Raw genomic sequence first — 20,688 nt, 5'->3', positions numbered from 1 at the left:
AGGAGATATATGAACGGGGTTAAAGAAGCTTTTATTCAGACCATGACTAATCAAAAACTATGAGGAGCAATTGTTGCTACAATAGTTACTATTTTATTAAGTTATGGTTTAACAAAAGCAAACATATTAAAAAAGGAATGAAAAGCAGGATTAGTTAAAGTAGTTATGACAATTGCAGTTCCAGCACTTGTTTTAACTGGATTTATGAAAACTGCAAACATTCAACAATTAAAAGAACAAGGTGTTGTTTTAGGAGTTTCATTTGCATTTTATATTCTTTTAAATATTATTGCATTTTTATGAAGTAAATTTGCACCAAATTTTGCTAAAAAATCAGCAGAAATGATTCAAGATAATAAAGCATTAAATTCTGATGGTTCAATGAGTCAAAGTCGTGCCTTAATTATGTGAATGATGATTATTTTTGGTTCAACTACATTTTTTGGATTTCCAATTATCCAAGCTATTTATCCAAATTCTGGGTTCGTAGCTGCTAACATTTGAAATATTGCTTATAGAGTATTTTTATATTCATTTTGTTTTATGATGATTTCAGGTGTTAAATGATCAAAGAAAAACTTTAAGGATGCTATGAAAAAGACATTTGTTAATCCTATAGTTATTTGTACTTTTTTAGGATTAATCTTATGATTAACAACTTTAATTCCAGGTCAAAGTTTTGGAGAAAACTTTAAAACAGTTGAAAAAGGTGGTGTTGCTTGATTTGAGTTTGGTAAAACTTTACCAATAATTCATACACCACTTCAAAAACTAGGTGCCTTAGCAGCTCCTATTACTTGAATTGCAATTGGTATTACTTTAGCAAGCTCTGATATTAAAAAAGCAGTTAAAGATAAATGAGTATGAATATTTAGTATTCAAAAACTAGTTTTATTACCTTTATTTGTATTTTTAATTTTCCTAGCTTTAAACAAAACTGGAGTAGTTTCAAAAGAAGTAGCAGTTTCAATGGTAATACTTGCTGCAACTCCACCAGCAACAGTTGTAGTATTATATGCTATTCAATATAAAATGCGTGATGAATTTGCGGCTCAATGTTCAACACTAACAACTTTATTAGCAGTTATAATGTTACCTTTATGAGTTGTAATTAGCAGTATAGCTTTTGTATAAAATAAAAATTTTATAACGGAGTGAAGTTAAAGACTTCACTTTTTTATTGTTTTAAAATGTGCTTTAGTAATGTGATTTTTTTATGAAAAATCAAAGAATCAAAATTGACTTAAAACCATAGTTATTAAACATATTTAAAAAAGATATGTAACAAAAATGCTAGAGAATTTAAAATATTTTTTACATTAAATTCGGCAAATTTAGTAAACTTTTTTTATAAATTTTGACTAATTTGGTAAATTTTTAACGGCAAATTTGGTAAACTTTTATTAACTAATTTGATAAAATAATTTCAGTTATTTCTACAAATATTTATGTGAAACTTAAATAAGATTCGATAAAAAAGAGGGGTTATGATGAAAATAAACAATGATAATTATATTCCTAGAATAATGGATAAAATTATACAAAAACATCTCAAAATAGCAGGTGCAATTTGTGTTGAAGGGCCTAAGTGATGCGGTAAAACATGAACATCGAGACAAAACTCAAATAGTGAATTTCTTGTTGGTAGTGCAGCTAATGTTTTTTCTAATAGACAATTAGCTATTCTTAATCCTGAATATGTGTTAAAAGGAGAGTTCCCAAGAATGATAGATGAATGACAAGAAGTTCCTAGTTTATGAGATGCTACAAGAGAAGAAGTAGATAAATATAGTCAAAATGGCCTTTTCATTTTAACTGGTTCATCAACTCCAACTCATAAAGGCGTTTTACATAGTGGAGCCGGAAGAATTGTAAGACTTAGAATGAACACCATGACATTATTTGAGTCGGGAGATTCTACTGGCATACTATCTCTTAAAGATCTTTTATTAGATGAGATTAAAACTGAATATGTTGATAAATTAGATTTTAAGAAATTAGCTTATCTTATTGTTAGAGGTGGATGACCTAAAAATATAAAAACTAGCTTTGATGATTGTGAAGTGTTACCAAGGTCATACATTGACTCTATTTTAGAAAGTAAATTATTAGATGAAAATAATAATGCATACAATTCAAACTATATTAAATTGATTTTAAAATCCCTAGCAAGAAATGTATCTACTACTGTTAGTGAGCGTTCAATAATCAACGATATTTCTCAAAATGAAGTTGATTCAATTTCGCGTCCTACTCTATCTAAATATTTGGATTTTTTAAATAATATGTTCTTATTTAGCAATTTAGAATCTTACTCTTTAAATCCAAGATCTTCTTTAAGAGTGAAACAACAAGAAAAAAAATACTTTTGTGACCCATCTTTAGTTTGTGCTTTATTAGATTTAACACCTAATAAAATAATGAGTGATTTGAATTTATATGGTTTATTATTTGAAGGATTAGTAATAAGAGATTTAAAAGTTTATGCTCAAGCAAATGAAGCTAAAGTTTATCATTATCAAGATTATTTAGATAATGAATTAGATGCTGTTGTTGAATTTAAAAACGGTGAATGATGTGCTATTGAAATAAAACTGGGACTTAATCAAGTAGAGCAAGCAGCAAAACAATTAAACAAAGCAATTGATGTTATAACTAGAAGTAAAAATAAACCACCTATTAATAAATGTATAATAGTTGGATTTGGTAATTTAGTATATAAAAGAAAAGAAGATGGAATTATTGTAATTCCGATCAATGTATTAAAAGATTAAAAAAACCAAGATTTTATAAGTCTTGGTTCTTTATATTAATTATTTTCTTTATCATCTTCTTTAACATCATTGATATCTAGATCAATAATTTTTCCAGAATTTATTTTTTCTTGTTCTTGTTTATATTTTTCTTTTTCATAAATTACAGCTTCTGGAAGTTTTTTGTTTTTCCTACGTTTCCCAGTTTAAGCATAAAACAAAAAAACATACTTATGTAAATTTTTGATCTCATAAGTTATGTTTTTTATAATGTAATGTCTAAGTGACTTTTTCTTTTGTTAAAAGCTCTAATAATATTTGATAAGTTTGCCAACTTTCTTGTAACTCATCATTATACACTTGTATAGTTTCGATTTTTTGTTTATTTACAAATACTTCAATTTCTTTAACTTCTTTGATAACATTAATCACTTTATGCTCAGTGATTTTGCTTTTTCCAGTCAGTCCTAATTTTGAATTTAGAATGTAGATGATGTAGTTTAAAAACACTAATGAAATGAAACATAAACAAATGTAACCAACAATATGGTTTCAAGTTGATAAATACATTGGACGAAGAGATAATTTACCTTTTAATGTCTTGAAATTAGACTCAATTTGTCATTGTTTTGAATATAAATTAATAACTTCTTTTACTGATAAATCTGTTCTGTTTGTTTCATAAACATAGTATCCATCATATTTTTGATCTTCTTGTATTTTTTCTATGTCAAGTTCATAAAATGCACCTTTGTTTATAGGTTTAAAGAATCTATATTTTTTAGATCCCGCTAAATCATCACAAGAAACAAGATTATCTTTATTCATTTTCTTAGTGAAATTTTGAATTAAAATGTCTCTATCGTTTTTGTCTTTAGTTGCTCGTTTTTGACTAAAACTAATTATTTGTCTTCTAAAATGTCCATTAATTCTTTTTTTATTGTATGAAGATGCAATATCACGAGTTTTGTATATCAAACCACCATCATTTATATAATCTTTTTCATCTAATATATACTCTTTAAATTGTTTGCTTCCAGCTTTCATTCTGTATGAGATTATGTATTTTCAATTCTTAGATTCTAAAAATCTAATATTTCTATTAACACTCATTCCTTTGTCAGCAATTATAGTTACACTGTTAACTTCATAAATATCTGCAATTTCAAGCATAAATGGTATTAAAGTATTTGAATCAGCAACATTTCCTGGAAATATTTTGTAGTGTAACGGTATTCCATTTTCATCAGTTGCCATACCTATAACAATCTGGTCTTCTTTAAATTTTCCATCTTTTGAATAACCAGTTTTTTTATAACCTTCACGAGAAAATGTTTCAAAATAAGTAGTTGTTGCGTCAAATCATAATACATCAATTTTTCTATTGGTATTTGCACAAATTTTTGCATTTAAATTTCTTAAAATTTCATCTTTGTTTTTTGCTATATAGTCTAATGATCTATAAAATGAATTTTTTGAATGAGTGTCTATTTTTTCTTTTTTTTGCTATCTTATAAGTGTTAAAAACACTTATTGGATTTTTAATTCTTTGATAAATCAACTGTAAAACAACATCTTTTAATGTTGTCGATTTTGTGGGAGAACAATCATTAAAAATATTGAAATAATCAAATAGTTTTTCAACTACTTCGTAACCTTTAAACCTTTCTAAAACTTCTTTTTTGGTTTCTTTTTTCTCTTTAAAAATTTCATCTAATTTAGTTCTTGCTTGTTCTTTTGTTCAAGACAATGGAAAGTTTGCAATAATTGCTTTGATAATTGCTAGCGGATCATCATGATATTGTTTTAATTCATGTAAATATCCATATCCTAATCTATATACAAAACCTTTGTTATCTGGTCTTGGCACTCCAATTGATAAGTATTCGCCTTTTTTAACTCTTGCTATTGATGTTCTTCATTGTCTTTTTACATCATTTCTTGACTTCTTCACGTCTTTATTATATCATATTTAAGCATAAAAGCATAATAAATTATATTTTTTTATAAAAAAATATAGTCGCTGAAAACTGAGTGTTTTCGCGACTAAGTGGGAAACGTAGGATTAAACAAAGCAATTGATGCTATAACTAGAAGTAAAAATAAACCACCTATTAATAAATGTATAATAGTTGGATTTGGTAATTTAGTATATAAAAGAAAAGAAGATGGAATTATTGTAATTCCGATCAATGCATTAAAAGATTAAAAAAACCAAGATTTTATAAGTCTTGGTTCTTTATATTAATTATTTTCTTTATCATCTTCTTTAACATCATTGATATCTAAATCAATAATTTTTCCAGAATTTATTTTTTCTTGTTCTTGTTTATATTTTTCTTTTTCATAAATTACAGCTTCTGGAAGTTTTTTGTTTTTATTAATGTAATCAATTTGTTCAGATGTAATAGTTTCTAATATTCTTAATGATTCAGCCAATAATTCTAAAGTTTCCATATTTTCACTAATTACTTTAATAGCTAATTTATATGATTCTTCTAAAATTCTTTCAACTTCAGCATCAATTTTAGCAGCTGTTTTTTCTGAATAACTACCTTCAGTTTTTCCATAAGCTTCATCTGCCATAGTTAAAAATTTAGTAATACCTAATTCTGACATACCAAATTGCATTACCATTCTTCTAGCAATAGCAGTAGCTTTATCAAAATCATCATGAGCTCCAGTAGTTACATTATCTTTACCAAATTTAATTTCTTCAGCGGCTCTACCACCTAGATATCCAGCAATCATAGCATATAGATCAGCTTTTGATGAAAATAGTGTTTCATCTTTTGGAGTCATTATAGTATAACCACCGGCATTACCACGTGGAATAATTGTAACTTTTTGTACTTTTGAAGCACTTTCTAATTTTAGTCCAATTAAAGCGTGACCAGATTCATGATAAGAAACGATTTCTTTATCGTGCATTGTCATTGCACGTGATTTTTTAGCAGGTCCTCCAACTACTCTATCAATTGCTTCATCAATTTCATTAACACCAATTACAGTTTTACCTTCTCTAACCATTAATATAGCAGCTTCATTTAAAACATTTTCAAGTTGTGCACCTGAAAATCCTGGAGTTCTCTCAGCAATTCTATGTCAATCAATTGATGGATCAATTTTTTTATTTCTTGCATGTAATTTTAAAATTTGTTCACGTTCTTTAATGTCTGGTAAAGAAACTTGAATAACTCTATCAAAACGACCTGGTCTTAATAAAGCAGGGTCTAATACATCTACACGGTTAGTTGCAGCCATTACAATAATTCCTGAATTAGTTTCAAATCCATCTAATTCAACTAATAATTGATTTAGAGTTTGTTCATTTGTTCCTGTACCAATTGCTGAATTACGTTTTCTACCAACAGCATCAATTTCATCAATAAAAATAATTGCAGGAGCAGATTTTTTAGCTTCATTAAACATTTCTCTAACTCTACTTGCACCAACTCCAACAAACATTTCTTCAAATTCAGAACCAGCTATAGAAAAGAAAGAAACATTAGCTTCACCAGCCACAGCTTTTGCTAGTAAAGTTTTGCCTGTTCCAGGTGGGCCTTCCATTAAAACTCCTTTTGGAGCTCTAGCACCAGCTGATGCATATTTTGCAGGTTGTTTTAAATAATCAACCAGTTCTACTAATTCTGATTTTTCTTCTTCAATACCAGCAACATCACTAAATTTAACATTAGATTTCTCTCTACGTGCTTTATTTTTACCCATACCAAATAAACCACTAGCCCCAGCTCCAGCAGCTCCGCTTTTAGCCATAAAGTAAAATAAACCAATGTAGAATAAAATTAAAATAAACATTGGTAATAATGATGAAAGTAATGAGAATCAAGATGACTCAGTATAACGAGTAGTATTAGAACGTCATATAAAATCACTAAAAGCTTTATCTAAACTATTAATGGCATTTGGATTAGTATTAACAATAAATTTGGTTCAACCAGTTCCATTGTTATATCATCCAGTGATTATATCAATACCTTGAATGTTATTACGTTGTAAAACAACATTATTAAATGCTTTATTTTCTTTAAACAGGTTATGAAGTTGATCGATAGTTAAATTTTGAGCAGTTCCTCTAGAAGTTATACTAATAACTGATAGTAAAATTATAAAACCTACTATTAGAATTATTCAAAATCAAATTGTAGATTTTCTCTTCTTTTTATTCATCTGTTTCTCCAGTCTATTTAATGTCCATAATATTTAATAATATCATATCGCTAATTAAATAATTAAGGCTTTAACAATGTAGTTTCAAATTGTTATTTTCTATGTTATTATAATAGTGGTAAGACGTAGGGATTGAAGAAGATCTTAATCGTATGCACTACTAAGAGTGTAAAGTACGGGCACCCCTATGCTGAAAGGAGGCTATGCCTCCTTTTTTAAAGTGGTGATTTTATGACTTATTATCTTAATTTTTATCTTGATGAAAGTGGAAATGCTATTTCTGATTTTTTTGTTGTAGGTGGATTTTATTTAAATGACTCTGATTATCAAAATATTCAAGTCTATGAATCTAAAATTAAATCTAATATTTTAAAAACTGAAAAATCAATTAGAAACTATAGAAATAATTTTGAAACTGATCTAAAACCTTATGAAATAAAAAAAGAAGTTAAATGAAATAATTTATCTTTAAATAATAAAAAGGCATTGTCATCAAAAATTAGATTTAATAATCAAACTAATATTTCTATGATTAGTAGTTTAAAAGATTGACAATCAAAATATAGCAAACAAATTAATCTTGAAGCTATTTATAATATGATGGTAAAAAACTTAATTGAAAGAACTATCAAATCTTTATCTATAAAAAAAATAATAAAAAATAGAGATATTTTAAATATTAAAGTTTATATAGATCAAAGAAGAATTAGTATAAAAACCAAAAATAATAAACAGCAAAAATTTAAAGCTTTAGAAGGTTATTTAAAAACTTATTTTTATTGAAACTTGCACTTTAAAGATATTCAAATTAAAGTTATTCAATTTGAATCAATCTCTCATCCATTAATTAGATATGCAGACTATTTTGTAGGAAGCATTGCTAGTATGTGTAATTTTTTAAATAACTCAGAAAAATCTTGATATCAAAATGCTGATTTAATTTTTGAACAAATGCACAAAAAAGTTCCTTGTACTTGCAGTCAAACTATTGTTAAGCAATCAAAAATAATTGAACAAATTATTAGTTTATGTCAAAAACATAATCATATAAGAGAATCAAAAAACTAATAGTGTTTTTTAACTTTGTTTAGAATAATTTTATCTTTAATGTTATATACAACAGGTGCTAAAAATCTTGTTTTATAACTAATTTTTCTATCAATAAAATATCTATTAGTTTTTTTATTTCTAATTGTAGTAATTGACTTATATAATTCATAATCATTACTAATTACATAACTAAAGTTTTTTTCTCTTATAATTATTTGTTCAATTTCTTTAATATCTTTAAAACTAGTTTGATTAGCTAAATCATCTAAATTATTAATAATTATAGTTTTAACTTCTAATAAACTATTTTTAATAACAAATAGTTTTTTATAATCTTTAATTAAACTATGATCATTTAAGTTAATTTTTCAAAAACTTTTATTTGACTCAACTAGTCTTTTAGCAACTTCACTAATTGTTTTATTGCTTCTATTAACTAATAATCTTTCTTTATTAATTAACTTAAAATATTTATAAATAATTCTTTTAATAATATTACTTTCTAATAAAAAAAGTTCTTTATTTAAAATCAATTCTTTATTAATAAGATTATGTTCTAAATAGTTATTAACTATTTTTTTTATTGTTTCTAATTTTTTATTATCAATATCAATTTGATTTTTAATATTTATAAAAATAGATTCATCAAGAATAGATCTAATTTTATTTCTTTGATATTTAATATCAGTATTAGTTGAATCAATAGCATAACTAATTTGGTTCATTTTTAAATAATCAAGAATTTCAGATTTTTTAATATCTAATAAAGGTCTATAAACTACAAGATCTTTATAGTGACTAACAGTTTTTAACCCATAATAATCAACTAAATTATTTCTTTGTAATTGTAATAAGTAAGTTTCAATTAAATCATTGAAGTTATGAGCAACTAATAAGTTATAAATGTGATACTTTTTAGCTATTTTATTAAAAAAATCATAGCGTTGAAATCTTGCTCAAGATTCAAAGTTTTCTTTTAACAAGCTATAGTCTTTATTAATATTTAAGATTTCTAATTTTAAATTAAATTTTTTACAAAGATTATTTACTATTTTTTGATCATTGATTGAATCATATCTAAAGTTATAGTTAACATGACAAACTATTAAATTAGTAGAATCAATAATCTTAACAATATTACATAATAAAAAAACACTATCAGGGCCTCCTGATATTGCTAATAAATATTTTTTATCTTTATCTACATTAAATAAATTCATAATATTAATCAATTTTTAAAGTTTTAATTATTTTTGCAAAACGTTGTTTATCATTTTTTAAGATTCTATTAAATAGAACTTGAACTACATATAATAATGAAAAATTAGCAGAATGCTTGATCTTTTGTAATGGGTCATCATCACTAACAGCATATTTAACTCAATAATCACAAACACTAGAATACTTGTTTTGTTTATTCATTGAAATTAAGGCTATTTTTGATCCATTTTTTTTCAATTGTAAAATTGATTGAAATGTAGAGCTATTTTCTGCAAAATGTGAAATAACAATAAACAATCAATTAAAATCAGAAATCTTTGTAAAATAATCTAAATCAGTTTGTTGATTAATAATTACAGGTGGAATTCCAATTAAATTCATTTTTTCAGCAAGTTCAGCAACAGCATGTTTAACACTATTATCATAAGAAATTAAAGCAACAGTTTTAGTGCTATAAAGAGTTCCAACTATTTTATCAACTTCATCAATATCAATTAATGCATCAGTAACATTAATAGCCTCTCTAATTTCAGTAAATTTAGAAATTTTTTTACCCTTTTCTTTTTCATCTTTATTTTGTTTTTCTTGTTCATTTAAATAAACTCTTATTAAAATTTGTAATTCACTAAACCCAGAAATATCTAAATATTTTTGACAAATTCTAGTAATTGTTGATGGAGAAACAAAACAAAGATTAGCAACTTTATAAATTGTTAAGTTAGTAATAAGTTCTAAATTATTTAAAATAATTTTGCTAATATTTCCAATTGTTGTGCCACGTTCTTTTGCTAATTGATCAAGCTTAAATATTACTTTTTTAGCATCCATATAGTTATTCTTTCTATTTGAATTATAATACTTAATAAACTTAAATAATTATTAATCATGAAAGTATTTTAATAACTCATCAGTATAAGTTTCATCATCATTATGTGTAATTAAAGTAGGTAATATCTCCATTCCTTCATTTCCTTGATATGTTCCATCAAGTAAAATCATTTTTGCATTATCTGTTTTTTTAGATTGAATTAATCTTAGTCTTTTTGGATAAATATTGTATTTATAAAATAAATTAATGATTTCACTTAATCTTTCACTTCTATGAACTATAGTAAAATTACCACCATTTTTTAAACATCTAGAGGCACTTTTAATAATATCTTCTAAAGTAATTAATAATTCATGTCTAGCATTAGCAACTTCTAAAGAAATTTCTTTTAATTTTGGGTTACCATTCATTTTAAAAAAAGGAGGATTACATACAACTAAATCAAATTCTTGATTATGTAATTTACTAAATTCTTTAATATCAGTATGCACAATTTCAATTTGTTCTTCTAGATCATTTAATCTAATATTTTGTTTTGCTATTTCAACTGCTTTATGTTGAATTTCAACTCCAATAATTTTTGCTCTTGTATATTTAGATAAAATTAAAGGAATAACAGCATTATTAGTTCCAAAATCACAAATCTTCTTTTTCTTACTATTTAAATTACAAAACCTAGCCACTAACACACTATCTAAAGTAAAATTAAACATCTTGCTATCTTGATATAATTTTCTATTTTTATATCCTAATAAATCATTTAAAACTTTCATTAAATTTGTTCTACAATTCTAATTAAATAATTATCTATAGCTATGTTTGTAAGTGGTAAAAATTTTAAATCATCTAGTATTTCTAAAGTACAACTAATCAAATTAGCAAATTGATAAATAATAGTTCTATTATATGCATCATCAATCATTTTAACTAATTCAATTTTATTCATAGCTTTCATTTCTTTATTAAATAACAAAATCTCATCTTTATTTTTAGATATTAATAATTCTTCAAATCTGTTAAGTTTGTTATCTAATTGAGTTTCATTATCTATATTAATTAACTGACAACGTGATCAAATAGTATTAATAATTTCACTATAATTATTAGTTAGTAAAATTCCATAAGTATTAACTGGTGGTTCTTCTAAAAATTTTAATAAAGAATTAGCAGCACTTAATTTAAGATTTTGAGCATTTTTAATTATAAAAAACTTAATGTTTTGTTTTCCTGTTGCTGATAGTGACATTTTATTAATTAGATTTAAAACTTCTTGATTTGTTATTACTACATTATTATTTCCAATTGTTAATATGTCAATATGTGTATTATTTTTAATTTGTTCTTTTAGTTTATTAAAATCAAGATTTTCTAAATTTTTACTAAAAGCATAATAAATAATTTGTTCAACTACATCTAAACTAATTTCTTCATTTTTACAATTTAAAATAATATTAGAAAATAAATTATTATTATCAATTAGTTTTTTTAATCTACTAATTACTTGTTCTTTTTTCATTTTCTTTAAGTTTTTCTAAAATTATTTTTATAGCTTGATTATAAACTTGATCAATATCTTTATTAGCATCAATTACTTTAATACGTTCAGGGTTATTTTTAATTAGTTCTAAATATCCTTGATAAACTTTTTGCTTAAAATTATTTTCTTCTTTATCTAGTCTATTTTTTGAACTTTCTCCTCTTAGTTGCATTCTTTTTTCAGCTTCACTAAAAGAAACATCAAAAAATAATGTTAAATCAGGTAAACAATTTTTTAAAACAATTTGTTGAACTTGATTAACTACATCAACACCAATATTTCTAGCACTTCCTTGATAAGCACTAGTTGAATCAATAAAGCGATCTGAAATAACAATAATATTTTTTTCTAAAGCTGGTTTTATTACTTTTTGTAAATGTTGATTTCTTGAAGCTATAAAAAGTAAAGCTTCAGTCCATACATCCATATTTTTATTTTTATTGTCTAAAATAATTTGTCTAATTTGCTCAGCAATAACTTCTCCACCAGGTTCTCTTGTAATTAAAACTTTGTAATTTAACCTTTCTAGTTCTTCTTTTACTTTTAGTAAAGCAGTAGTTTTTCCACTACCATCCATTCCTTCAAATGTAATAAACATTTTTATTCTCCATATTTTTTTCTATTAATAAATGCACTTTGTAAAGTAAATTCATCCATATAATCTAAACTAGCACCCATTGGCATTCCCTTGGCTAATCTTGTGATTTTAACATTTTTAGTACTTAGTAGTTTATATAAATAATTAGCAGTTAGTTCGCCTTCAAAAGTAGAGTTTAAAGCTAAAATAATTTCAGTATTGTCATTAACTCTTTTAAAAATAGAACTAATATTTAACTTATCAAATGTAATGTTTTTATTTAGATTAATTTCACCATTTAAAATATGATAAACTCCTTTATACTTATTTGCAGTTTCTATGTTTTTTGCATCTAAAATTGTTGAAACTATACAAATTATATTTTGATTTCTATTATCTAAACTACATACTAAACATTTCTCATTTTCACTTAAATATCCACATATTTTACAAGTTGAAATTAGTTGGCTAACTTTACTTAGTTGATTAATAAATTCATTAAGTTTATCTTTATTTAATAACAAATTCACTAATAATCTTTCTGAAGTTTTTTTAGTTAATCCCTCATTAGTTCTAATTGATTCTACAATTTCATTAAATATACTTTCCGGCATTTTAATCACCTATCATAAAATCATCATTAAAAAGATCTTTTGCTTTATTAATTAAATCTTCATCAAGCTTATTGTTAATTGTTAAATATTTTTCTTTTAATTGCTTTTGATCAATTAAATTATATTCAGATAGTTTATTTTTACTTTTTAAATCCATAAAGATAGTTTTGATTTCATCTCATTTCAGTTTATCAATAGCAAAAATTATATAAGGTTTTTTAAATCATTTAAAAATTGCTTGTAAAACATGTTCATCTAACATTGAATCATTAATTAAATTAGACTGGGTTTTAGTTTGAGTTTTTACAATAATTACTTCATTAGTAAAAGAAATAATTTTACTATCTATTAACATAAACAATTCAGTAGCTTGACTAGGGTTAATTAAAGTATTATCTTGTTCTTTAAAAAGTTCTTCAAATAAATTTTCTAGATTTTTTTTATTGTCTTTATAATATTTTGTTTGAATAAAAATACTAATTAAATCATCATTTGAAAGCATTTTAACTTTACTATCTATAGAATTAGAAACACAAACATTAAATTTCGATTTTAATTCACTAAACGTTTTACAAAACTCACTAGTTAGTTCTAATTCTTGATTACTATTTACAAATTTAAAATCACTATCTTGTTCATCATAATTATTAATTAACTCATTAAAATTACTTTCTTGTTCAACTTCGTTATTAAAAATCTCTTCTTTTTTTACTGATTGGATTTCTTGTTGATTTATTGATTCATTTTTAATATTTGGTTTAATAAAAATTTCATCAACAGACTTATCTGTTTTTTTATTATTAACAACAAACTCTTCAACATAATTTTGTTTTATAGCAACTTGTTCTTCTAATGAATTAATAGATTCTTTTTTGTTTGTATTTTGATTAATTGTTTGTATATTTTCTTGTTTATTGTTTGAATTAATAGTTTTTAACAAACTTAATAATAAGTAGTTAAAGCTAATGTTTGCAGCTTTTGTTTTAAAGTAAGCTTCAGCTAAATTATCTGATAGTAAAAAAAGATGATTAACATCAATATTTACAAATTGTTTAACTTCATCTTCTTCTAATATGTTTAAAAACTCATTATTATTAGTTAATTTATACTCAATAATTTCTTTTAAAATTTCAATTAAACCTAAAGCAAAAACATCTCAATTCATCCCTTGATCATTTGCTTTTTGAAAATAAGAAATAATAAAATTAGTGTCATTATTTAATGATTGATGAATCACTTGCAATTGCTCTTGTTTTGTTGCAATTAAAAAAAATGCTTTTAAATTTTTTATAGTAATTAGATTATCTGTAGCTAACATTAGTTGTTCTAAAATATTAATTGCATCTCTTAAAGAACCTTCTGAAAGATAAAATATTTCATCTAAAACTTCTTTTTCAATCTGATAATTTTCTTGATTTACTATGTATTGCAAACGATTCTTTAAAGAGTTTTTTTCAATTTTTGTAAAATTAAAAATTTGACATCTAGACAAAATAGTTTGAGGGATTTTATTAAATTCAGTAGTTGCTAAAATAAAAATTGCATAAACTGGAGGTTCTTCTAAAGTTTTTAACAAAGCATTAAAAGCTTGTTTTGTTAACATATGAACTTCATCAATAATATAAACTTTATATTTACTATTTATTGGTAAAGTTGAAACTGAATTTTTAATTTCTCTAATTTCATCAACACCATTATTTGAAGCAGCATCGATTTCAATAATATCAATTAATTGATTTTCATTTGCTAATTTGCAATTATTACATTGTTCACAAGCTTTTGAACCAATTAAATTTAAACAATTAATAGTTTTTGCAAAAATTCTAGCAACACTTGTTTTTCCAGTTCCTCTTTGACCAGAAAACAATAAAGCATGGTTAATTCTATTATCTTTAATTTGCTTTTCTAAAATTTCTTTTATATTGTTATGTCCAGCAACGCTACTAAAATCTTTTGGTCTATAAGCTCTATATAAAGATTGTTTATTTGTATTCATTTTAGCCTCCAACTAATATAATTTTATCTTATATTAATACTTGATTAGATAAACAAATACTAGTAGGAATGATAAATATTTATCTTTTATTAATAAAAAAATTATTAAGTAATTTTATATATTCTGTTTGCTTTTTTTGGTTTTTTATTTGAATTAAATTAAGATTTTGATCATTTATACTGTAATTGTTTTTAATGCCAAATTTATAACTTTCAACTAGATAATAAATAGTATTTATTTTTACTTGTTTAATTGCTGAATAACACATCATACAAGGTTCTAAAGTAGTAATTAACTTATATTTAGATAAATTAAAATTATTAAGTTTATTAATTAAATTATTTATTACATTAATTTCAGCATGTTGAGAAATGTCTTTATTTTTATATCTACTATTAATAGCTAAACTTAAAATACTGTTATTACTATCAATAATACAACAACTAACTGGTATATCATTATGTTTTATTGTTTTTTTAGATTCATTGATTAGTAAATCTAATATATTATTAAAATCATCCATAATTTTCTCCAAATAAAAAACCGCAATACAGAACACTTTTCCTTATAGCTGCTACCTTCCGGTCCTAACTCGTTCAGACGTTATTCTTATCGCGGCCTTATAATTATATTATATTTTTATCTATTATTCAATTAAGTAGTAGTTATAGGTTGGATTATTCAATTAAGTAGTAGTTATAGGTTGGATTATTCAATTAAGTAGTAGTTATAGGTTGGATTATTAATAAAAAATTAACTAAACTTATTTTTTTTATTTTTTATTGGTCTTGAAAATAAACTTATTATTATTGAAACTCAAACAATAGGATTAAAACTTAAAAGACCAAATATGTAAAATAATAATACCTTTTTTATAGTTTTACTTATCATTGACATATAAGTAATTACTAATAAGGCTAATGAATCAATTATCAAGAATATTAATATGTAAATAACATAATTGTAATAGTCACTTTTAGTTTCTTCTACTGTAAATTCCTTATAAATTCCCATTAATTTATTTCAAATTTCTTGTAATTTTTTATTATTCTTTTCAAATATAGGAAATTTTTTATCATATATTTGTTTTATTTTGTCAATATCTTTTAAAGGTTCTTTACTCTTGCCTGTAAAGTATTCAACTTCATTTTTAATAACTTCAACATTAGAAGTTATTTTTTTACCTTCCTCAGATATTTTTTTAGCTAATTCAGCAATTTTTTCTACAGAATCTTTAACAGAATCAACATCTCCTACAAACTCATTTGCAATAGTACCAAGAACATTTAAATCATCTGAAACATTTCTGCTGATTCTCCCAACTATTCCACTACCGTTTTTTTGTAATTTTTCAATTTCTTTAGTTACTTCATCTAAATGCTTAGTTACTTGATTACCATCTTTAATAACTTCATCTACTTTAGGTTTAACTTCTTTACTCTTTTCATCAAACTCTCTAGCTATACTAGTAATTTCTTTTACAATCCCTCTAACTTCATCTATTTTATTAATTAAACTATCTTTTGAGTTTTTATCTGTTTCTTTTTTAACTTCATCAACTACTTCAAGAGCTTCTTTATATATTTCTTTTAATTTAGGAATAGAAGGTTTTATCTTATCAACATTAGTAATTAAATCAACTTTGTAATTATAATAAGTATAACGTAACCCAAAAAATAAACCACTAATAATAATTAATAAAAATAAAAAAATATGAGTAAAAATATTAGAAAAAACTAGAGAAAATCTCATTAAAAATTGAAATTTAACTTTATTTTCTTTTAACTTAAAATTATTTTGCTCTAGATCTTCTAAGGTTATTTCTTGAAAATCATTAATCATAAATTCAATCCTTTTGTTTCTAACTTAGTTTTGTCTATATTTGTCTATATTTTGATTATATAAATTTAAAAATTACTAGTATAGATCAGGTTAAATAATTTTATATATTCATCTATATCTAGTTGTTCTGGTCTCAAATTACTGCTAATATTTGAGATTTTTAAATATTCTAATGCTTTATTTTTATTTTGAATAATATTATTTAAGTTATTTAAAATAGTCTTTCTTTTATTATTAAAAAGAATTCTAACAAATTCGATAAACTTTTTATCATCATTAATTTGCTTTTTATAAATATCATTAAAAGTTAAACTAATAATTGCTGAATCAACTTTAGGAATTGGATAAAACATTTTCTTATTAACTACAAACTCAAAGTTTCTTTGACTATAAAACTGACAAGCAATCGAAAGATTATTGTAGTTATTTTCATTTTTATTACTACAAATTCTTAAGGCAACTTCTTTTTGTAACATAAAAACAGCTTTTGTAAGTAAATCACTGATTTGTAAAGTTTTAAATAAAATTTCACTAGTTATATAATAAGGTGTATTTGAAATAATACTTATTTTTTCATAATCATACTTACTAATTAGTTGTTTTAAATCAATTTTTAAAACATCCGTTTGAATAATTTCTAAATTAGAATAATCAAATTTAGCTTTTAAAATTTCAACCATATCTTGATCAATTTCAATAACTACAACTTTATTAAATCTTTTAACTAATTCTTTAGTTAAAGCACCCTTTCCTGGACCAATTTCAATAATTAATTGGTTTTTGTTTTGATCTAAAACATCAACAATTCTATTAATTAAATTTAAATCAGAAATAAAGTTTTGTCCATAGTATTTTTTAGCTTTCATTATTCACCTATTATTTTTTTAATATCATCAACTGAGATATTCATTCAATTTAATCATTTAAACAAAGTCTTAGAACTAATATTATTATCAAAATTAAAATATTTACAAATAACTATTCTATTTGATTTTAAATAAAAATCATTATTTATATAATCAGTTCAACTTAAAGAAACATTATTTTTATCATAAATAATTAAATTATCTAAAGCTTTTCTAATAGCATCATCACTAGCTTCAGCAATTCCAACTTTTTTACTAGTTTTATTTATATCATCTTTTTTAATAAAAGCATTTAAAACTTTATTATCTAAATAATCTATAATAGTTTGTCTTATTTTTTTACCAGCTCCATCTGGATCAGTAAAAATAATCACACCCATTTTATTATTAAATTCTTTAATCATTTCTAAAGTTTTTTTATTTAAACTTAATCCTTTTGTTTGAATAGTTTTTAAATCATTTCCATAAATGCTTTTTAATTTGTCAGTATCAGTTTTACCTTCAACAATTATAATTTGTTTAATTTTACTCATAATATTTATTTTAAAAATAAAAATCCACTAAGTGGACTAATTTGATAAAAAGGTTGGAAGAATTACTTGTTTTAAATATTCATCATAAACATTATTAATCACAATTGGTTTAGTTGAATTAATTAGTTTTAGTTCAATTCTATCTTCATTTAAAGTTTTAATCGCATCAATTAAAAATCTTGTATTAAAACTAATTGATAAACTTTTATTTCCTTCAATTACAAAATTATCAAAATCTTCTTCATACTTACCAACTTCTGAAATAAAACTCTTAAATTCGATTTTATCTTCATTAACTTTAATATTTACAATTGCTGGTAAACCATCATCTGCTACTAAATCAAATCTTGATAAAACTTTTAAAATTGATTTTTGTTTTACTGTAATAATAGTTTCAAATTTTGTTGGAAAAACAATTTGAACATTTGGGAATTTTCCATCAATTAAATTAGATTGAAAAATAACATTATCAATTATAAATGTAATATATCCTTCAACAATTATAATTTTTAAATTTTCAGCATTATCTAATAATTTAGGTAATTCTAAAGCAGTTTTAAAAGGAATTGTTATATCAATATCTTCATTATTATTACTTTGAATTTCTAAAATCTTTTGACTAATTCTAAATGAATCAGTTGTTGAAAAAATTGCTTGATTATTAGTTAGTTTTAAATTTAAACCTGTAAGAATTAATTTTTTATTATTTTCATTCATTGAAACAGAAACTTGATAAATAGTTTTTTTAACTTCTTTAGGATTTAAATTAAATTCAATTCCTTTTTCTCTAAATCCAATTAAAGGATAATCTTCTGAATTTAAAACTCCAATACTAAAATCTGAATTATCAGTTTTAATAATTAATTCATTATCTTCAACCATTGAAAATACTACAAATTGATCATCTAATCTTCTTAGCATTTCTAAAACATATTTAGGTTTTAATAAAACTTTACCTTCTTGCTTAACTTCTAAATCTGAATTTTGATTATTTAAAATACTTTTAAAAGAAAGTATACCACTAGTAGCAATAACATTAATTTGATCATTTAAAACATTTAAATAAATACCTGATAAGCTTGGATTTACATTTTTATAATCAATTACTTTAGCAGCTTTTGATAAATTGTCTAATAAAACCAATCTATTTATTGAAAAATTCATAATTACTCCTTTTAGATGTTTTTTTATTTTAATTTAAAATAAATTAAAATAAGATGTATTTTTTATTTCTATTTCTTTATTATATTTCTAAAATATTATTCTTATTATGAGGTTAATTTGTGAACAACTTATAAAAACATAGATTTAAAATAGTTATTTTTATTATTTTGTTAAAATTTTATTCTTTAAAATATCAACAGTCTTTTTTAATTGTTTATCTTTTTTTAACATGGCTTCTATTTTTCTTTCAGCATTAATAACTGTTGTGTGGTCTCTACCACCAAATTCTTCTCCAATTTGAGCTAAAGTGTGATTTAAAATCTCTTTTGTTAAATACATTGCTATATGTCTTGCTGTTACAATTGACTTACTTCTAGCTTTTCCATCAATTGCATTAACTGAAATACCATATTTTTCACTAACAACTTCTTTAATTTTTTTAACATTTAAAATACCTAATTTTGAAGTAGGTATATCTCTAAATAGATCAGAAATTATTTCTATAGTAATAGTTTTTTCTTCTGGATTTTGTTGAGATCAAAAGTTTAGTCTTGAAACACTTCCCTTAATTTTTCTAACATCATCTGAATAATAATTAGAAATAAAATTAATTGCTTCACTAGTAACTTCTGATTTAATATTTTGATTTTTAATTTCTTTTTTAATAATAGCTATTGCTGTTTTATTATCTAGTTTTTGAATAGCAATACTTAATCCCATATTAAATCTAGTAATTAATCTATTATCAAAACCATTTAATAATTCAGGTGATTTATCACTTGAAAAAAACAGCTGTTTATCATTTTCTATAAAGTTATTAAAAATAGTAAAAAATATTTCATTAGTTTTTTCTTTGTAACTTAAAAATTGAACATCATCAATAATTAAAACATCATTTTGACATACTTCATTTTTAAATTGTTCAATTTCTTTATGAGTTTTTTGTAATATATCAACTGCTCTTCTAGCAAACTCATCACCACTCATATAACTAACTTTTAAATCAGAAAAATTAGATTCAATATAGTTTTTTGCAGCTTTTAATAAATGAGTTTTTCCCATTCCAGATTCACCATAAATAAATAGAGGATTATAAGAAACTCCAGGACTTTTACTCACTGTTTGAACTGCTATAAAAGCTTGTTCGTTACTTGAACCAATTACAAAATTTTCAAATGTATTTTCATTTATTTTTTTAACTTTTCTACTAATAATACTTGAATGATCTTTATTTATTAATTCAGTTTTTTCTAGTTGTTTTTTATATTCTTGTTCATATGTAAAACTAATATTTACTGGCTCTTTTAAAATTCTTTTTATCTCATTTTCAATAGTTGGACGAAATTGTTTTATAGCTAATAAGCCAAATTGTGATTTAACAACAACAACATAATCAGATAAATCTTTTTTATAAATATTAATTGTTTTTATATAGTCGTTATATATAGATTCATCAATATTTTTATTTGTTATTAAACTTAGTTTGAGTTCTTTTAAAATATCGTTTATGTTCAT

At 23.2% G+C, this 20,688-nt stretch carries 17 protein-coding genes, 1 other RNA gene and 2 pseudogenes; 4 read left to right on the top strand and 16 right to left on the bottom strand.

What is annotated here, in order from left to right; genetic code table 4:
• Positions 1 to 9: 9 nt before the first annotated feature.
• Complete coding sequence (locus V2P32_RS00100) at positions 10 to 1,134, top strand: AEC family transporter (protein WP_434343606.1); 1,125 nt, start codon at positions 10 to 12, stop codon at positions 1,132 to 1,134.
• A gap of 353 nt (positions 1,135 to 1,487) precedes the next feature.
• A complete protein-coding gene (locus tag V2P32_RS00095; RefSeq protein ID WP_434343605.1) occupies positions 1,488 to 2,774 on the top strand; it encodes an ATP-binding protein in 1,287 nt (428 codons plus the stop codon).
• Positions 2,775 to 3,032: 258 nt separating this feature from the next.
• Here the strand turns inward: V2P32_RS00095 and V2P32_RS00090 are convergent.
• Positions 3,033 to 4,707, bottom strand: a pseudogene (locus tag V2P32_RS00090) (IS1634-like element IS1634 family transposase).
• 111 nt (positions 4,708 to 4,818) lie between these two features.
• Here V2P32_RS00090 and V2P32_RS00085 point away from each other — a divergent pair.
• Positions 4,819 to 4,962 (top strand): annotated as a pseudogene (locus tag V2P32_RS00085) (ATP-binding protein); the annotation flags it as partial.
• A 35-nt stretch (positions 4,963 to 4,997) separates the two neighbouring features.
• Here the strand turns inward: V2P32_RS00085 and ftsH are convergent.
• A complete protein-coding gene (gene ftsH / locus V2P32_RS00080) occupies positions 4,998 to 6,944 on the bottom strand; it encodes an ATP-dependent zinc metalloprotease FtsH (protein ID WP_434343604.1) in 1,947 nt (648 codons plus the stop codon).
• A gap of 231 nt (positions 6,945 to 7,175) precedes the next feature.
• Here ftsH and V2P32_RS00075 point away from each other — a divergent pair, with 231 nt between their 5' ends.
• The gene (locus V2P32_RS00075; RefSeq protein WP_434343603.1) at positions 7,176 to 8,012 is read left to right on the top strand and encodes a DUF3800 domain-containing protein; all 837 of its coding nucleotides are present in this window, start codon (positions 7,176 to 7,178) and stop codon (positions 8,010 to 8,012) included.
• Here V2P32_RS00075 and tilS read toward each other — a convergent pair.
• From tilS to dnaA, 14 genes are all read right to left on the bottom strand, one after another.
• Positions 8,009 to 9,214: a tRNA lysidine(34) synthetase TilS gene (tilS, locus tag V2P32_RS00070; RefSeq protein ID WP_434343602.1), complete on the bottom strand. Its 1,206-nt coding sequence runs from the start codon at positions 9,212 to 9,214 to the stop codon at positions 8,009 to 8,011. The two genes, V2P32_RS00075 and tilS, sit on opposite strands and share 4 nt — an antisense overlap.
• Positions 9,215 to 9,218: 4 nt before the next feature.
• A complete protein-coding gene (locus V2P32_RS00065) occupies positions 9,219 to 10,043 on the bottom strand; it encodes a MurR/RpiR family transcriptional regulator (RefSeq protein ID WP_434343601.1) in 825 nt (274 codons plus the stop codon).
• A gap of 51 nt (positions 10,044 to 10,094) precedes the next feature.
• Positions 10,095 to 10,817, bottom strand: a complete 723-nt coding sequence (locus V2P32_RS00060) for a tRNA1(Val) (adenine(37)-N6)-methyltransferase (protein WP_434343600.1) — start codon at positions 10,815 to 10,817, stop codon at positions 10,095 to 10,097.
• On the bottom strand, positions 10,817 to 11,560 hold the full coding sequence (locus V2P32_RS00055; protein WP_013447336.1) for a DNA polymerase III subunit delta: 744 nt from the start codon (positions 11,558 to 11,560) through the stop codon (positions 10,817 to 10,819). Before V2P32_RS00055 ends, V2P32_RS00060 begins: the two co-directional genes overlap by 1 nt.
• A complete protein-coding gene (tmk, locus tag V2P32_RS00050) occupies positions 11,538 to 12,179 on the bottom strand; it encodes a dTMP kinase (RefSeq protein WP_434343599.1) in 642 nt (213 codons plus the stop codon). Before tmk ends, V2P32_RS00055 begins: the two co-directional genes overlap by 23 nt.
• A 2-nt stretch (positions 12,180 to 12,181) precedes the next feature.
• The gene (recR, locus tag V2P32_RS00045) at positions 12,182 to 12,772 is read right to left on the bottom strand and encodes a recombination mediator RecR (protein ID WP_434343598.1); all 591 of its coding nucleotides are present in this window, start codon (positions 12,770 to 12,772) and stop codon (positions 12,182 to 12,184) included.
• A gap of 1 nt (position 12,773) precedes the next feature.
• Positions 12,774 to 14,768, bottom strand: coding sequence for a DNA polymerase III subunit gamma/tau (dnaX, locus tag V2P32_RS00040; RefSeq protein ID WP_434343597.1), 1,995 nt, complete (start codon positions 14,766 to 14,768; stop codon positions 12,774 to 12,776).
• Positions 14,769 to 14,847: 79 nt separating this feature from the next.
• Positions 14,848 to 15,291 carry a nucleoside deaminase gene (locus V2P32_RS00035; protein WP_434343596.1) on the bottom strand — a complete coding sequence of 148 codons (444 nt, stop codon included), beginning with the start codon at positions 15,289 to 15,291 and terminating at the stop codon, positions 14,848 to 14,850.
• A gap of 7 nt (positions 15,292 to 15,298) precedes the next feature.
• Positions 15,299 to 15,394, bottom strand: an RNA gene (ffs, locus tag V2P32_RS00030) — signal recognition particle sRNA small type.
• 127 nt (positions 15,395 to 15,521) lie between these two features.
• The gene (locus V2P32_RS00025) at positions 15,522 to 16,610 is read right to left on the bottom strand and encodes a methyl-accepting chemotaxis protein (RefSeq protein WP_434343595.1); all 1,089 of its coding nucleotides are present in this window, start codon (positions 16,608 to 16,610) and stop codon (positions 15,522 to 15,524) included.
• A 65-nt stretch (positions 16,611 to 16,675) separates the two neighbouring features.
• Positions 16,676 to 17,476: a 16S rRNA (adenine(1518)-N(6)/adenine(1519)-N(6))-dimethyltransferase RsmA gene (gene rsmA / locus V2P32_RS00020; protein ID WP_434325854.1), complete on the bottom strand. Its 801-nt coding sequence runs from the start codon at positions 17,474 to 17,476 to the stop codon at positions 16,676 to 16,678.
• Positions 17,476 to 18,009 carry a ribonuclease M5 gene (rnmV, locus tag V2P32_RS00015; protein ID WP_434343594.1) on the bottom strand — a complete coding sequence of 178 codons (534 nt, stop codon included), beginning with the start codon at positions 18,007 to 18,009 and terminating at the stop codon, positions 17,476 to 17,478. The genes rsmA and rnmV overlap by 1 nt, the downstream gene beginning before the upstream one ends.
• 36 nt (positions 18,010 to 18,045) lie before the next feature.
• Positions 18,046 to 19,173: a DNA polymerase III subunit beta gene (locus V2P32_RS00010; protein ID WP_434343593.1), complete on the bottom strand. Its 1,128-nt coding sequence runs from the start codon at positions 19,171 to 19,173 to the stop codon at positions 18,046 to 18,048.
• A gap of 162 nt (positions 19,174 to 19,335) precedes the next feature.
• Positions 19,336 to 20,688 (bottom strand): chromosomal replication initiator protein DnaA, encoded by a 1,353-nt coding sequence (gene dnaA / locus V2P32_RS00005; protein WP_434343592.1) that lies wholly within the window; start codon positions 20,686 to 20,688, stop codon positions 19,336 to 19,338.

The sequence above is a fragment of the Mycoplasma sp. 06067-C1-B144P-99-0482-3 genome (assembly GCF_051053925.1).
Lineage (GTDB): Bacteria > Bacillota_I > Bacilli_A > Mycoplasmatales > Mycoplasmataceae > Mycoplasma > Mycoplasma leachii.
Note: the sequence above shows the minus strand (reverse complement) of the source record. Positions and strands in the feature narration are given on the sequence as shown.